Consider the following 14,805-nt stretch of genomic DNA (forward strand, 5'->3'; position numbering starts at 1 on the left):
GTTTTCGCCCGGCCAACCGCACGGGCGAATAAAGGAAATACGGGGGTTGCGCCCGTTAGCGCGAGGCGCTTGCCTGCAGCAGCGATGCCTCGAGAATGTCGAGCGCCTCGCTGAACACGCCGTCCTGAATGGTGATCGGCGACAGGAAGCGGATGACATTGCCGTGGACGCCGCAGGTCAGCAGGATCAGCCCCTTGTCGAGAGCGATCAGCCGCACCTTGTTGGCGAAATCCGCGCTCGGCAGCTTCGTCGTCGCATCGTTGAATTCCACGGCATTCATGAAGCCGGGCCCACGAATGTCGGCGATTTCAGGCACCTTGTCGCGCAGCGATTCCAGCCTTTGCTTGAGGCGCGAGCCGAGCTGGTTGGCGCGGTCGCACAGGCCCTCGTCGGCGATGACGTCGAGCACGGCATGGGCTGCGGCGATCCCCAGCGGATTGCCGCCATAGGTGCCGCCGAGGCCGCCAGGTCCGGGCGCATCCATGATTTCGGCGCGGCCGGTGACGGCGGCGAGCGGGAAACCGCCGGCAAGGCTCTTCGCCATGGTGACGAGATCGGCCGCCACTTCATGATGATCCATCGCAAACATCTTGCCGGTGCGTGCAAAACCCGTCTGCACCTCATCGGCGATCAGAAGAATGCCTTGCTGGTCGCAAATCTCGCGCAGCGCTTTCATGAAAGCGGATGGCGCCGGATAGAAACCGCCTTCGCCTTGCACAGGTTCCAGAATGATGGCCGCCACGCGCTGGGGATCGACATCGGCGGCGAAAAGCTTCTTCAGCGTTGCCAGCGACTGTTCGACGCTGACGCCGTGCAGCGGCACGGGGAAGGGCGCGTGGAAGACGTCGCCCGGCATCGGGCCGAAGCCGATCTTGTAGGGCGCCACCTTGCCGGTCAGCGCCATGCCCATGAAGGTGCGGCCATGGAAGCCGCCGCCGAAGGCGATGATGGCGGAACGGCCGGTGGCGGCGCGGGCGATCTTGACGGCGTTTTCGACCGCTTCCGCACCCGTCGTCACGAAAATCGTCTTCTTGGCGAAGTCGCCGGGGACGATGGCGTTGAGGCGTTCGGCCAGATGCACGTAGCTTTCATAGGGCACGACCTGATGGCAGGTGTGGGTGAAGCGATCGAGCTGTTCCTTGACGGCTGCAATAACGCGGGGATGACGGTGGCCGGTATTCACCACGGCAATGCCGGAGGCGAAATCGATATAGCGATTGCCTTCCTTATCCCAGATCTCGGCGTTTTCAGCGCGGTCGGCATAGATTTGCGTCGTCATGCCGACGCCGCGGGAAATAGCGGCATTCTTCCGTTCGGTCAGGGTCATTGCAGGGCTCCCAGAAAGCTGTCTTGAATTATCTTGCAGAACTTCTGTAAGTTCTTTAGAAATTTCCTACATTTTTTCTGCAAGATTTCAAGCGGGATTTTGTGCGGATGACAAAATGCAGCGGAGACGCTGCACACCCCGAATGGCGGCATAATTCCTTAAATCGATTCCGCGCTTCATCCATGCTAAACGGATCGAAAGACCAGAGAGCAGGGATCATTGGCCAATGAGCAGCATCGAGCCGGAGCGCCACGCCGTACGCTACAAGGTGGCGGAAGCGGCACGCCTTGCCGGCGTCTCGGCTTCCACCCTGCGGCTATGGGAAAGCCAGGGCCTTGTCGTTCCCTCCCGCTCGGAGACCGGACATCGCCAGTACAGCGCCGAAGACGTGGCGCGGCTGAAGCGCATTTCATGGTTCCGCGCCGAGCGTGGCCTCAATCCGGCGGCGATTCGCGAGGCGCTTGAGACCGAGGAAGGAAGTGCCGCCAGCCCGGAAAATGGCGAACAGCTGGCATCGTCGGATATCGGCCGCAGGCTTCGTTCGCTGCGCCATGCCGCCGGCAGGACGCTGGAGCAGGTCGCCGCAGACATGGGTATGACCTCCTCGACGCTCTCGACGCTTGAGCGCACCTCGCAGGGTGTCAGCTTCAAGACCCTCCACGACCTGGCGGATTACTACGGCACGACGGTATCGCGCCTGTCGGGAGAGGAGCGCGAGGATGTCCCGGCGCTCATCCGCTCCGGCGAATGGCGTGCCTGGCCGGCAACGACGCCGGGCGTCACCGTGCAATTGCTGGCGGAAGGGAGGACGATGATGGATTGCCACCGCTTCGTGCTCGCGCCCGGCGCGACGAGCGAGGGGGCCTATCGCCACGAGGGCGAGGAGTTCATCCATGTGCTCGCCGGTCGTCTGGAGCTGGTGCTCGATAGCGACCAGTTCTTCGACCTCCTGCCCGGCGATTCGCTTTATTTCGAAAGCCGCCGCTATCATTCCTGGCGCAACCGGCATGACGGTGAGACCATATTGCTCTGGATCAACACGCCGCCGACATTTTGAGCGCCTGCGGTATGGTTCTCATCCCGTCTGTTCTATAGAACGGACGAAAAGCGCGAATTCAGAAAGACAAAGCCGGGAGAATCTCATGGCTGCCACCATCCGCTATCACGAGGGCGATATTTCCGCCGAAGACGCTGCCCGCTACACCGGCGCCATAGCCATCGATACCGAGACCCTCGGCCTCATTCCGCGCCGCGACCGGCTTTGCGTCGTGCAGCTTTCGCCGGGCGACGGCACGGCCGACGTCATCCGCATCGCCGCGGGTCAGAAACAGGCGCCCAATCTCGTCGCCATGCTGGCCGATCCGACGCACCAGAAGATCTTTCATTATGGCCGCTTCGACATCGCCGTGCTGTTCCATACCTTCGGCGTCACCACCACGCCGGTCTTCTGCACCAAGATCGCCTCGCGCCTCTGCCGCACCTACACCGATCGGCACGGGTTGAAGGACAATCTCAAGGAGATGCTCGACGTCGATATCTCCAAGGCGCAGCAGTCGTCGGACTGGGCCGCGGAAACCCTGTCGCCGGCGCAGCTCGAATATGCGGCCTCCGACGTGCTTTATCTGCACGCGCTGCGCGAGAAGCTGACGCAACGCCTGCTGCGCGACGGGCGGATGGACTATGCGGACGATTGCTTCGCCTTCCTTCCGACGCGCGCCAAGCTCGATCTGCTCGGCTGGGAAGAGACGGATATCTTCGCGCATAGCTGATCGTTTCGCCGAAAGAGCGAAATCCACCGGCCGATGCCGCAAAAGTGGCATTGGTCTTTTTTGTTTAGGAATCTGTTAAGAAACGCCCTGCTATCCTCATCGCTGACTTCCGGCCCGACGCGTCCGCGTTTCGCTCTTCCGGTTTTCCGGCGCTCGAAGTTCTACCGGCCGCATGAGCGGACCCTGATTGAACCTGCCCCTAGCTTCCATCGTCGCCCTGCCAGACAAAGGAGCATGTCATGTTGCTTTCCGTGGGTGCCGTATCCGCTGTCGGTGTGACGGCTGAAAAGCCGGTTGTCGTGACAGCCGAGACCTCCGGACTCCAGACCGCGGCTACGCCGCTTGCGGTTCTATCGAGCACGGTCAACGCCAGCGTCGAGGGCAAGTTGAACATGCTGCTGGTCGCGGCCCGCGAGCGGATGTTCGACAGCCTGCTTTCCGCAATCGACGCCGCCGCTCAGGCGGTGAATGTTTCGCGCGAGCCGGGCGAGAGCAATGCCGCCTATGCGCAACGCGTCGCCGCCGCGATCCGCAGCCTGACGCCGCCGCAGCTCGTTGCGGCGCAGCAGCGGATGGACACGCAGATGAGCACGCCGCTGCCATTGCCGCTTCTGGCGGAGGCACTGGAGGATCCTGAAAATCCGCAGGCGATCCAGCTGGCTCTCAGCCTCGAACAGGCATCGGCTGGCGAACCCGATGCCGTGCTGAAGGCGGTCGTCAATTCATACGGACAAAATGCCGGCGAAGTGGAAACGCCCGCCCCGCAGACACTGGCAGCGGCCCCACCGCCGAAGCCGGCCGATCTCGCCGCTCCGGCAGCGGCTCTTGCCGCCACCATCGCCGAAGAACCGTTGCTGTCAACACCCGCATCCACGCAAACAGCGGTCCAGCCGGATGCGCAACCGGCGTCGGCGCCGCAGCAGACACCACAGGCGGCCGTTCCGGCTGTATCCGGGCCGGCTGCTGGCGCGGGAGCTCTTCCGGCACAGACGATGGCGCCAAATGCCACCGCCGCCGCTGCGCAAACTGCGCCTGCCACTGGCATCGCCGACGCTGCGGCCCAGGCTTCGGCGCTCGCTTCCCTTGTCGATGATCTGGCTGCGGGAGCATTGTTGACGGCAATCGCCGCCGAAGCCGAACTCCCGAGCGAGGTGGCGTTGATCAGATCGCCGCTGACGCCGCCGCCGGTGCCGCGCGATATCCAGCAGATAGAGGCCGATATCAAACAGGGGCTTCAGGTCGTCATCAGCCCGCCTGCGATGGCAACCGATCCCGACCTTTTGCAGATCATCCGCAATCCGTCGTCGTCGGTCGAGAAAATCATCGCGCAGGCGTTGACCGGCAACGCGGCCGCACAGACGTCATCGCCATTGCCTGCCGTCAATGAAAATGGCAGGAGCCCGGCCTCGGTAACGGCCGTGCCGGTATCGTTGACGGAGCAGCCCGAGGCGCCCGCCATCGCGGCCGTGCTGTCCGGCAAACCGGCGGCCCAGGCGTCGTCCGCAGCGTCGATGGCGGCGAACGAGGCCGCGGAACAGTTGGCCACGCCCGCGCCTCTTCCGCTTGGCGTTCCCTTCGTCGTGGCGAATTATCTGCCGGCCGAACCCCCCGTCAGGAAAAGCGAAGCGAAACTGCTCGATCGGGTCGATCCCGTCGGCGACGAGGAGGGCGGGCAGGCTCGTGACGAGGAGACCCCGCAGGATCAGGACGAAGACGAGGCCCATGCGGACGAATCGCCGGTACAGGCGGTCGAGGAGCAGGCCGACGAATCCGAAGCCGCATCGACCGCTCCGCAGGGTGAAGGCGTCCGGCCGGAGCTCGTTGCCTTGCCGCAGCCTCTGCGCGACCCCCTGACCGATCACGCCTTCGATTTCTATCGGCGCATGGTGGCCTGGGAATAGGCGCCATGGGAGCGGAACGGCCGGGCGCAGGTATGTCGTGGCCGCCAAAGAAAAACCCGCCGGATCGCTCCGGCGGGTCTTTTGTTTTCCAGGTTTTAGCCGGGATTATTCGGCGTTGCGGTTCTTCAGAGCCGCGCCAAGGATATCGCCGAGCGAAGCGCCCGAGTCGGAAGAACCGAACTGAGCGACGGCTTCCTTCTCTTCCGCGATTTCCAGAGCCTTGATCGACAGCATGATCTTGCGGTCCTTCTTGGAGAAGTTGGTGACGCGAGCGTCGACAACCTGACCAACCGAGAAACGCTCCGGACGCTGTTCGTCACGGTCACGCGACAGATCGGCGCGGCGGATGAACGAGGTGATGTCTTCGTGGTTGACGAGCTTCACTTCGATGCCGCCGTCGTTGACTGCGATGACTTCGCAGGAAACGACTGCATTCTTGCGCAGGTCGCCGGAAGCGGCTGCTTCGCCGACTGCGTCCTTGCCGAGCTGCTTGATGCCGAGCGAGATGCGTTCCTTCTCGACGTCGACGTCGAGAACGACGGCCTTGACGACGTCACCCTTGTTGAACTCCTCGATGACCTGTTCGCCCGGACGGTTCCAGTCGAGGTCGGAGAGGTGCACCATGCCGTCCACATCGCCGTCGAGGCCGATGAACAGACCGAATTCGGTCTTGTTCTTGACTTCGCCTTCGACTTCGGTGCCGGCCGGATGGTTGCGGGCGAATGCTGCCCACGGGTTTTCCAGCGTCTGCTTCAGGCCGAGCGAGATACGACGCTTGGTCGGATCGACTTCGAGAACGACGACTTCGACTTCCTGGCTCGTGGACAGGATCTTGCCGGGGTGAACGTTCTTCTTGGTCCAGGACATTTCCGAGATGTGGATGAGGCCTTCGATGCCCGGCTCCAGCTCGACGAACGCACCGTAGTCGGTGATGTTCGTGACCGTACCGGAAATCTTCTTGCCTTCCGGATACTTGGCCTGGATGCCATCCCACGGATCGCTCTCGAGCTGCTTCATGCCGAGCGAGATACGGTGGGTTTCCTGGTTGATGCGGATGATCTGCACCTTGACCTGCTGGCCGATGGACAGGATTTCCGACGGATGGTTCACACGGCGCCATGCCATGTCGGTGACGTGCAGCAGGCCGTCGATGCCGCCGAGGTCGACGAACGCACCGTAATCGGTGATGTTCTTGACGACGCCGTCAACAACCTGGCCTTCTTCGAGGTTCTGAACGATTTCAGAACGCTGCTCGGCACGGGACTCTTCCAGAACCGTACGGCGCGATACGACGATGTTGCCGCGACGCTTGTCCATCTTGAGGATTTCGAAGGGCTGCGGGTTGTGCATCAGCGGGGTGACGTCGCGGATCGGACGGATGTCGACCTGCGAACGCGGCAGGAAGGCGATAGCGCCGTCGAGATCGACGGTGAAGCCGCCCTTGACCTGGTTGAAGATGACGCCTTCGACGCGCTCGCCAGCTTCGAACTTGGCTTCGAGCTTGATCCAGCTTTCCTCGCGGCGAGCCTTTTCGCGCGACAGAACGGCTTCGCCAAGCGCGTTTTCGATACGCTCGACGTAGACTTCGACTTCATCGCCGACCTTGAGCGTGCCGTCCTTGGCGCGCGCACCGAATTCCTTCAGCGCGATGCGGCCTTCGACCTTGAGGCCGACGTCCACAACGGCGACATCCTTTTCGATGGCGGTGATGATGCCCTTGGTGACATAGCCTTCAGCCAGATCGTTCTTGGCAAAGGATTCTTCGAGAAGAGCTGCGAAATCTTCGCGAGAGGGGGAAGTTACAGACATAAAATCTCCTGGCGTGTCCCGATCGTGCGATCTGGACACTGACGCGCCGGTGGTTCGCGTTGAACAGAACCTGACCCCAGTCCGCCTCCCCTTCGGGAAGCTATCCGGCGCTTGGACGGAATGTCAGGCTATTGAAATCGGCGGTTTCGGGCGCGGAAGCGCGCGAAAGCCGCTCATATTTTCAGGCATTTCGGCTCAGAGCGGCGTCGATGATCGATTTCGCCGTCTGAAACGCCGCTTCTATACTCATTTCTGAGGTATCTAGCAAGTACGCGTCTTCGGCGGGTTTCAGCGGGCTGTCGGTGCGGCCCATATCGCGCTCGTCGCGCCGCTTCACATCCTCGAAAATGGCATCGTAATCGGCGCTGCCCCCGGCCTCGACGATCTCTTCGTAGCGGCGTCTGGCGCGGACTTCGGCCGAAGCCGTCACATAGAGCTTCACCGGCGCGCCGGGGCAGACGACGGTGCCGATGTCGCGGCCGTCGAGCACCGTGCCCGGCGTCTTTTCGGCAAAGCGGCGCTGCGCCTCGACCAGTGCCCGGCGCACGGCCGGCATGACGGCGATCTTCGATGCGGCCTCGCCGATCTCGTGCCTCGACAGAACGGTCCGGTCGAGCCCGGCAAGGTCGACCCTGAGCGCCATGCCTTCGGCCACGGCTTCGTCGTCCAGCGGCAGTCCGGCATCGAGCAGGGCCTTGGCGGTCGCGCGATAGGTGAGGCCGGTGTCGAGATGATGAAAACCGTAGGTTTCGGCGATCCGGCGTGCCAGAGTTCCCTTGCCGGCAGCCGCAGGTCCGTCGATGGCGATGATCATGTCTTCTTTCGTCCCTACCCTGTATTTCCTGCTCTACTTGCCGTAGCAGCGCACCAGATCGGCCATCTCGGCTGCTTCGCTGCGATCGATCGCCGCAAGCCCCTCGGCCACGCCCTGCCGGTCGGCGAGCGGCCGGTTCTGGCTCACCTTCCACTTGCCGTCAATCGTTTCGATGTCGATTTCGATGCCGACAATGCCTTTCATCTGGGCCGCGATGAAGTCCGGCGGCGCGTCCTCCACCGCCCAGGGCTGCGCACGGTCGCTTTCGTTTTCTCCCGTCAGCGCCCCGATCTGCGTGCGCAGCCAGGCGGGATCCTCGATCGTGCGCGCGCTTCCGCGGACCTGCACGATCGCATAGTTCCAGGTCGGCACCACCTTGCCGGTCTCCCGCTTCGTCGCATACCATGATGGCGTGATGTAGGTGTCGGCGCCCTGGAAGACGACGAGCACCGGCGCTCCCGCCGCGATCTCCTTCCACTGGCCGTTCGCCCTGGCAAGATGCGCCTGCAGGGTGCCCTTGGGCGAAAGTTCCGCATTGAGATGAAACGGCACCGCGTTGGCGATCAGCCCGCCGCCGCCCGCGGTGATGAGCATTCCCAGCGGATGCGCGCGGATCAGCCGGTGCTGCGTGCCGAGATCGTCTTCGCGGTGATGTGGGGGCTGATACATGGCTTCGATCCGTTGTTGCCGCCATCCCCGGACCCTTGCAGGACTTCGAATGGCCGATGCGCGATCTAGCAACTCCTGGCTTCGATCGTCGCACCCAATCTTGTCATCATAGCAAAATAGCAGAAAATCCGGAAAGCCCGCGGCTCCGTTCGTTCGAGCGGCGTGTCGCGGCTGGATGCGGGTATTCCTGCCGCATTCTGCGGCCGGCTGCGATACCCTTCGCCTTATGTCCTGCGGTTCATCCCGGCTCGCCGGCACGGGTCTGCCGACCGGTCGTCCCGCAATGCGCGCAAACCGCGTGCGAAGCGGCATGAAGTTTAGCTTTGACAGAAACGGCCGCAACGATTAAGGGGACCGGCTGATATTTCCCTTAAAACGCCGGCTTCCCCGGCATTGCCGAATTTTCATTCGGCCATTCATGAGGCTTTGACAGTGGCGAAAGCGGAACTTGGAACGAAACGTACCGATCCCGATACCGGCAAGAAATTCTACGACTTGAACCGGGATCCGGTGATCTCGCCCTATACCGGCAAATCCTGGCCCTTGTCCTTCTTTGAAGAAACCTCTGCTTCCAAGGAAGTTCCGGAAGAAGACGAAGTGGCCGAGGTCGATACCGAAAACACCGAAGTCGAACTGGTGTCGCTCGAGGATGCCGACGAGGCTGCCGCCGGCGACGATATTCCGGATATCGGCGATGACGATGTCGAAATCGGCGATGACGACGACGATACCTTCCTCGAAGCCGACGAAGATGAAGACGATGACGACATGAGCGACATCATCGGCGTCACCGGCGACGACGACGACGTCTGATCTGCGGACAAGTCGGCCCGGTAAGCAAGAAAAATTTCCCGGGCCGAATTTTTCGGCTTGCTATCTGTGAAAACCACAAGTAATAAGCCGCCACCCCGACGGGCGAAGCGCTCGGAAGGGACCCAGGGCCGGTCACACGGCACCACCTTGATGGGGCTATAGCTCAGCTGGGAGAGCGCTTGCATGGCATGCAAGAGGTCAGCGGTTCGATCCCGCTTAGCTCCACCAAATTCTCCTTCGATAAAAATTCCATAATATAATCAAATGGATGTGCCGTATGGCTGTCTGGTTGAGTACCCAAGAAAGTACCCATGGCGAGTACCCACGCGTTTCTGGAGATTAAGCTTCGAGAAACCACCCGTTAGTAACTTGTGATTCGCGGCGGCTGGGAATCCATTCTAGGCTGCCTTCACAAATTGGAGATGAAGAGCGCAATGTTATGAGCGCCGGATATGACCCCAGAGCTGTTGCCAACCTCATGCTAGATGAGGCGGGCAGGATTGACTTGGGGCTGGGGCACATTCAACTCCAAAAGCTCCTATATTTCTCCCACGGCATCCATCTTATCCAAACCAAATCGCCTCTCGTCTCGGGATATTTTGAGGCATGGCAGTATGGTCCTGTCCATCCTACCGTCTATCGCTCATTTAAGCAGGCGGGCCGCGAAGCCATTCAGTTCCGCGCGACCGGCCAAGACCCCCTGACTGGGGAGCGTCGCCCCATCGAAGACGTTAAAGACAGCCGGATCGTGGATCTCATTCGGCGTGTTCTAGCCTCATACGGCTCTTTGCCTACAGGTCGTCTTGTCGACTTGTCCCACGCCAAGGACTCTCCATGGTGGTATGTCGTGGAGCAGGGGCGGGCGGGAGTTGCGTTCGGGATGAGAATCTCGGATAGTGTGATTGCAGACCGATTCCGTCACCATAAGGTCTCAGTCGGTCCAGAACCACTATCTGGAGAACCTCTTGACGACACCCCTTTTGCCTGACACCGACTTGGCGCGGCTTGCTCCACTGCCTGATGAGGTGCAACGAGCGCAGTTGTGGAAGATGAAGACGGGATTTTCTACCTTCTCCTACAAACACGTTCGCGCATGCTTTGCTGATATCTTCAATGTTCAGCCAGCAATGTTTGGCGATGCGTCCCCTACGCCCTTTGAGAAAATCCGGGAGCGGTTGATTCGGTCCTGCAAGTCGGGCGACGAGTTCAAGAGCAATGAGCAGATTGCGAAAGCGCTCCACGAGTTTGCTGCACAACACAACATCGCGGGCCGGCACCATGACTTTTTCCCGATGGCGATGGGCATTGGCCGCAAGGTAAACTTCTGGCTTCCCTCCGTGTTCGCCATTGACGGTATGCCTTACTCTTTATTCATCGACCCAAGGCGCACCAAAGGGCTTACCAAGGCGGGACGGCGCTTTGCATTCTCCGTGATGCATGAACGCATTCGTGCTGCGGACGATGACTTTGCTGGGGTCAACCTCGGGATTGTTCGCTTTGGCGTTGACGATGACGGCGGGCGTACGGCGCGGCTCTACGGTGATAAAGGTGTGACGCTGTATTCGCTTGAAGAGCTAGAGAGCATGGTGGCGAATACCTACCGCATCTGGGCTGAAGTCTACGAAGAGCGAACCGCTGAGACACGGCGCAAGGGCACAGCAAACGGTGGGTTCATTTAATGAAGACGGTCAGGCACGCTCGTAGCAGAGGCGCATCGCCCGCCATCTAAGTACTCTACTTTTTTATGAACTCTAGCAGCCCCAGAGGCGGGCCCTCCTCTTGTGGGCTAATAGGCGCAGGCCGGAAAAGCGCGTTGAGAATAAGCGCTCTATCTTGTTCCGCAATGCCAACAGACTTCCGCTTGGCCAGACCCAAGAATGTTATGGCCATCACCCTTCTGTGCTCAGCATCAGAAGCGATCAAAAGGTTCTGAGCGAAAATTCGGCTCACATGCTTCAGCAACCAGCCGTACGCCAACACCGGCACCGTGAATACAACGAGCGAAGCAACGGATATCCCACACGTCGAAATATGCCCCTTGGTCGATAAAGACCTACATTGCGTTTTCCGATGAGGCGCAGGCATTCGCATTCGAAAAATATCTCAAATCCGGGTCGGGGCGGGCCTTTGTGAAAAAGAGATTGTAGCTGCCCCCTCAGGAAGGCTTCCCATTTCCTACAAGCACCGTAATACTCCGCATGCTCCCCGAGTTCATGCTACCCTCCAACCCTCCGTAACACACCTCGATTCGCCCCATGACCAGACAACGCCGCCGCCGTCTCATCAAGACCCGCCGCACGGTGACGGGATTGATGCTCGTCGCTTCCATTTCCTTTCTGGCCGGCATGACGGATGCCGTCGGCCTGATGCTGACGGGCAATTTCGTGTCCTTCATGACGGGCAATACGACGCGGGCGGCGATTGCTCTGGGAACGGGTGATTTCGGCCACGCAGCGGTGCTCTTTTCCGCCATCCTGACATTCATTGCCGGCAATGCGCTCGGCATCGTCATCGCGCATGCGGCCGACAGGCGGGCTTTCGTGGTGCTGGCCTGCGTCAGCGCTCTTCTTGCCGCCGCCGCGGGCTTTGCGGAGCCGCCGCTCATTCTGGTGCAGTTCTATCTGGTGGTGCTTGCCATGGGCCTGGTCAACGCCACCGTCGAACACATCGAAGGCCTGCCGATCGGCCTGACCTATGTAACCGGAGCGCTCTCGCGATTCGGTCGCGGTGTCGGCCGCTTCCTGCTGGGGGATCGGGACTTCGCCTGGACGGTGCAGATCGTGCCCTGGAGCGGCATGATCGTCGGTGCCGTCATCGGCGCGCTTCTCGCCAATGCGCTCGGCGCCCACGCGCTCTGGCTGGTGTCGATGGTTGCGCTCGTCCTGGCATTGGCCACGCTTTTCATTCCGCGCCCGCTGCAGCGCCGCTTCAGCCAGCGCCTGATGATGGCGGCCCCGATGGCGCGACGATCGAAATAGCCACATTGCAGCGCACAAAATCTGCTAGGAGAAAAGACGAATCGTTTTGCCGACAAGCGTAAGGATGTGCCGTGTTCGTTTTTTCGAAACTTGTCTGGATTTTCGGTCAGCCGCTGTCGCTGGCGTTTCTCTTCGTGCTCCTGGCGTTCATTGCGGCTCTCCTGCGCTGGCGCGCCATCTCCGCAGCCTCGTCGCTGCTGGCGACACTCATCCTGTTCGTCGCGCTCTATACGACGGCGGGTTCCTATATCGTCCAGGGGCTGGAAGAGCGTTTTCCGCATCCTGCGGCCGATCCCGCCGATCTCAAATGCATGATCGTTCTCGGCGGCGCCACGCAGAACGAGGTGGCGACCGCGCGCGGCGGCTACGAGCTCGATTCGGCCGGCGATCGGCTGATCGAAGCATTGCGGCTGGCGCAGAAATACCCGCAGGCGCGTATCCTGATCTCGGGCGGCGACGGCTCGATCGGCGGCACCTATGAGGGCGACGCCGTCATCTCGGAGCGCTTCTTCACCGCGCTCGGCATCCCGACGAGCCGCATGGTCGAGGACACGACCTCGCGCACCACGTTCGAGAACGCGGTCAATACGAAGGAGCTGCTGGCACGGAACGGGCTTTCGGATTGCCTGCTCATCACCTCCGGTTTCCATATGCCGCGCTCGATGGGCATCTTCCGCAAGCAGGGCATCGATGTCGTGCCCTGGCCGGTCGATTATCGCAGCACCGGCAAGGAAAAGCTCGGTTTCGATTTCACGCAGCCGTCGCGCAATGCGCAGCTGCTGGCGACGGGCGTGCGCGAATGGGTCGGCCTGGTCGGATATTACGCGGTCGGCCGCACCTCGGCGCTGTATCCGGCGCCGTGAGGCCTATTTCTTCGATATGGTGACGAACTTCGTGCCACGGACCCTGACGGTGATCTCGCAGGGATCCTCGCCATCCTTGCGGTCGCAGAAGCGCGGATGCATTTTCATGACCAGCACCATGTTGCCGAAGCGCTGGATGAAATCGTAGCCGTAGATCTGCGCCGTGGCGATCAGCAGATAGCCGCCTTCCGCCACCTGGACGTAGAAATTGTAAGGGCAGCCCTCATCGGTGCAGTAGGGCCCTTTTTCGCCCTTGCAGGTGATCTCGCCCTCATTGATGACGATATCGGTCAGCTTGTCGTTGTTGACGTCCTGTTCGGTCGCGAACTTGTCGCCGAAGCTTACGGGGCCGTCGCAGCTCTTGGTGAAGTGATCCTTTTCGAAAGCCACGGGGTCCTGCAGGACCGATTGCTGCGCCACGGCCGAAACGGGCATGATGACGAATGCGACGAGGTTCAGGATGACGATCAGCAGGGATTTCAAGGGGGATTCCTCTTCGAAGTGCCGTTGCGGCCACGATGGTCGCCGTAACCGCTGCGATATCTTTGCACGCGCCTGCTTGCGCGGCCCTTGCCGTCGTGATTCATTCCGGAAAAATCGCCGGCGCCCCGTTGGAGTTTTCGATGTCGCTTCTGTCGTTTCTTGATTATACCGGCGTCGCCCTTTTTGCCGCAACCGGTGCGCTCGCGGCTTCGCGCAAGCAGCTCGATCTGATCGGCTTCCTGTTCCTGGCCGCTGTCACCGGCATCGGAGGCGGCACGCTTCGCGATATCGTCCTGGGCCGGGTGCCGGTCTTCTGGGTGCTGAACCCGACCTATATCATCATCTGCGCTGCGGTCGGCGTGCTGTTCTTCTTCACCGCGCATCTGTTCGAATCGCGCTACCGGCTGCTTCTGTGGCTCGATGCGGTCGGATTGTCGGCCTATTGCGTCATGGGGGCGGCCAAGGGCATGGCGGCGACGGGCTCCCCCACGGTCGCCATCGTCACCGGCGCGCTGACGGCGACGTTCGGCGGCATCCTGCGCGATCTGCTCGCGAACCAGCCCTCGGTGCTGCTGCGGCCGGAAATCTACGTGACGGCCTCGCTCGTCGGCGCAGGCGTCTTCACCGCCGCCAATGCGACGATGCTGCCGCTCTATGTGTCGGCGGGATTGGGCGTGGCGGCGGCCTTCGCGGTGCGCGGCGGCGCGCTCTGGTTCGGCTGGACCTTTCCGACCTATCGCCACAAGCCAGGCCGGCATCCGGATGATGTGATGTAATTGGAGGCAATGGGTATCGGGCAATAGGGCAATAGCAAACGCCCGGGAAACAATTCTGCTGCCGCTGCCTATTGCCGCTGCTTGCGGCGCAGGCGGATCACCACGTCGACATGGGCGATTTCCATGCCCTTGGGCGGTTCGGGTAGATTGCCGATCGTCAGGTTGCTGATGGGGATATCCAGCACCTCGTTATGGCCTTCCACGAAAAAGTGATGGTGGTCGGAGACGTTGGTGTCGAAATAGGTCTTGGTGCTCTCGACGGCGAGCACGCGGATCAGGCCAGCCTCGGTGAACTGATGCAGCGTGTTGTAGACGGTCGCGAGCGAAACGGGGACACCGGCGGCAACGGCTTCCTCGTGAAGCTCTTCCACGGTCAGATGGCGGTCGCCCTTGGCGAAAAGAAGATCCCCCAGCGCGATCCGCTGTCGGGTCGGCCTCAGGCCCACATTGCGCAGCCTGCTTTCGATCGCGATTTCGGCCTCTTCCGCCATTCAGGGACTCCGGATTCCTGAGCTCTATAATTCTTTACTAAGCCATATAACTTTTGCCTTGATTGCTTTCAATAGTTTCCATGCAGTGGGAAGGTGCTCAAAAGCCGCAAAA

15 protein-coding genes, 1 tRNA gene and 1 pseudogene are annotated in these 14,805 nt (G+C 61.2%); 11 read left to right on the top strand and 6 right to left on the bottom strand.

Going from position 1 to position 14,805, the window contains the following annotated elements:
- Nucleotides 1-55: 55 nt before the first annotated feature.
- A complete protein-coding gene (locus ACJJVH_RS16405) occupies nt 56-1,327 on the bottom strand; it encodes a 4-aminobutyrate--2-oxoglutarate transaminase (RefSeq protein WP_412064361.1) in 1,272 nt (423 codons plus the stop codon).
- Between the two features lie 226 nt (nt 1,328-1,553).
- Between ACJJVH_RS16405 and ACJJVH_RS16410 the strand changes: the two genes are divergently transcribed.
- The 3 genes from ACJJVH_RS16410 (at nt 1,554) to ACJJVH_RS16420 (ending at nt 4,997) form a co-directional block, all read left to right on the top strand.
- Entirely contained in the window at nt 1,554-2,384 is an 831-nt protein-coding gene (locus ACJJVH_RS16410; protein WP_112795596.1) for a MerR family transcriptional regulator, read from the top strand.
- Nucleotides 2,385-2,469: 85 nt separating this feature from the next.
- Nucleotides 2,470-3,096, top strand: coding sequence for a ribonuclease D (locus ACJJVH_RS16415; protein WP_112795595.1), 627 nt, complete (start codon nt 2,470-2,472; stop codon nt 3,094-3,096).
- A 239-nt stretch (nt 3,097-3,335) separates the two neighbouring features.
- Nucleotides 3,336-4,997, top strand: a complete 1,662-nt coding sequence (locus tag ACJJVH_RS16420; protein ID WP_412064362.1) for a hypothetical protein — start codon at nt 3,336-3,338, stop codon at nt 4,995-4,997.
- Nucleotides 4,998-5,102: 105 nt separating this feature from the next.
- Here the strand turns inward: ACJJVH_RS16420 and rpsA are convergent, their stop codons facing one another.
- The 3 genes from rpsA to ACJJVH_RS16435 all read right to left on the bottom strand — a co-directional run bounded on the left by rpsA (nt 5,103) and on the right by ACJJVH_RS16435 (nt 8,289).
- Nucleotides 5,103-6,806 carry a 30S ribosomal protein S1 gene (gene rpsA, locus ACJJVH_RS16425; protein WP_112795593.1) on the bottom strand — a complete coding sequence of 568 codons (1,704 nt, stop codon included), beginning with the start codon at nt 6,804-6,806 and terminating at the stop codon, nt 5,103-5,105.
- Nucleotides 6,807-6,987: 181 nt separating this feature from the next.
- Nucleotides 6,988-7,620 (bottom strand): (d)CMP kinase, encoded by a 633-nt coding sequence (gene cmk, locus ACJJVH_RS16430; RefSeq protein WP_113372480.1) that lies wholly within the window; start codon nt 7,618-7,620, stop codon nt 6,988-6,990.
- Between the two features lie 33 nt (nt 7,621-7,653).
- A complete protein-coding gene (locus ACJJVH_RS16435) occupies nt 7,654-8,289 on the bottom strand; it encodes an FMN-binding negative transcriptional regulator (protein WP_113372479.1) in 636 nt (211 codons plus the stop codon).
- Nucleotides 8,290-8,721: 432 nt separating this feature from the next.
- Here ACJJVH_RS16435 and ACJJVH_RS16440 point away from each other — a divergent pair, with 432 nt between their 5' ends.
- The 7 genes and pseudogenes from ACJJVH_RS16440 to ACJJVH_RS16470 all read left to right on the top strand — a co-directional run bounded on the left by ACJJVH_RS16440 (nt 8,722) and on the right by ACJJVH_RS16470 (nt 12,943).
- On the top strand, nt 8,722-9,102 hold the full coding sequence (locus ACJJVH_RS16440) for a TIGR02300 family protein (protein WP_112795627.1): 381 nt from the start codon (nt 8,722-8,724) through the stop codon (nt 9,100-9,102).
- Between the two features lie 152 nt (nt 9,103-9,254).
- A tRNA-Ala gene (locus tag ACJJVH_RS16445) sits at nt 9,255-9,330 on the top strand.
- Between the two features lie 211 nt (nt 9,331-9,541).
- Nucleotides 9,542-10,090 carry a type VI toxin-antitoxin system SocA family antitoxin gene (socA, locus tag ACJJVH_RS16450; protein ID WP_112795590.1) on the top strand — a complete coding sequence of 183 codons (549 nt, stop codon included), beginning with the start codon at nt 9,542-9,544 and terminating at the stop codon, nt 10,088-10,090.
- Nucleotides 10,068-10,781, top strand: a complete 714-nt coding sequence (gene socB / locus ACJJVH_RS16455) for a type VI toxin-antitoxin system SocB family DNA replication inhibitor toxin (RefSeq protein WP_412064363.1) — start codon at nt 10,068-10,070, stop codon at nt 10,779-10,781. The genes socA and socB overlap by 23 nt, the downstream gene beginning before the upstream one ends.
- 333 nt (nt 10,782-11,114) lie before the next feature.
- Nucleotides 11,115-11,249 (top strand): annotated as a pseudogene (locus ACJJVH_RS16460) (GIY-YIG nuclease family protein); the annotation flags it as partial.
- A gap of 108 nt (nt 11,250-11,357) precedes the next feature.
- The gene (locus tag ACJJVH_RS16465; RefSeq protein WP_112795587.1) at nt 11,358-12,080 is read left to right on the top strand and encodes a YoaK family protein; all 723 of its coding nucleotides are present in this window, start codon (nt 11,358-11,360) and stop codon (nt 12,078-12,080) included.
- Nucleotides 12,081-12,151: 71 nt separating this feature from the next.
- Nucleotides 12,152-12,943, top strand: a complete 792-nt coding sequence (locus tag ACJJVH_RS16470) for a YdcF family protein (RefSeq protein WP_113424074.1) — start codon at nt 12,152-12,154, stop codon at nt 12,941-12,943.
- A gap of 3 nt (nt 12,944-12,946) precedes the next feature.
- On the opposite strand, the gene ACJJVH_RS16475 is transcribed toward ACJJVH_RS16470, so the two are convergent.
- Nucleotides 12,947-13,426: a hypothetical protein gene (locus ACJJVH_RS16475; RefSeq protein ID WP_412064364.1), complete on the bottom strand. Its 480-nt coding sequence runs from the start codon at nt 13,424-13,426 to the stop codon at nt 12,947-12,949.
- 140 nt (nt 13,427-13,566) lie between these two features.
- On the opposite strand from ACJJVH_RS16475, the gene ACJJVH_RS16480 reads away from it, so the two are divergent.
- Complete coding sequence (locus ACJJVH_RS16480; RefSeq protein ID WP_113357861.1) at nt 13,567-14,202, top strand: trimeric intracellular cation channel family protein; 636 nt, start codon at nt 13,567-13,569, stop codon at nt 14,200-14,202.
- Nucleotides 14,203-14,270: 68 nt separating this feature from the next.
- On the opposite strand, the gene irrA is transcribed toward ACJJVH_RS16480, so the two are convergent.
- On the bottom strand, nt 14,271-14,693 hold the full coding sequence (irrA, locus tag ACJJVH_RS16485; protein WP_112795584.1) for an iron response transcriptional regulator IrrA: 423 nt from the start codon (nt 14,691-14,693) through the stop codon (nt 14,271-14,273).
- Nucleotides 14,694-14,805 lie beyond the last annotated feature (112 nt).

Source organism: Rhizobium sp. SYY.PMSO, assembly GCF_046840415.1.
Taxonomy (GTDB): Bacteria; Pseudomonadota; Alphaproteobacteria; order Rhizobiales; family Rhizobiaceae; genus Rhizobium.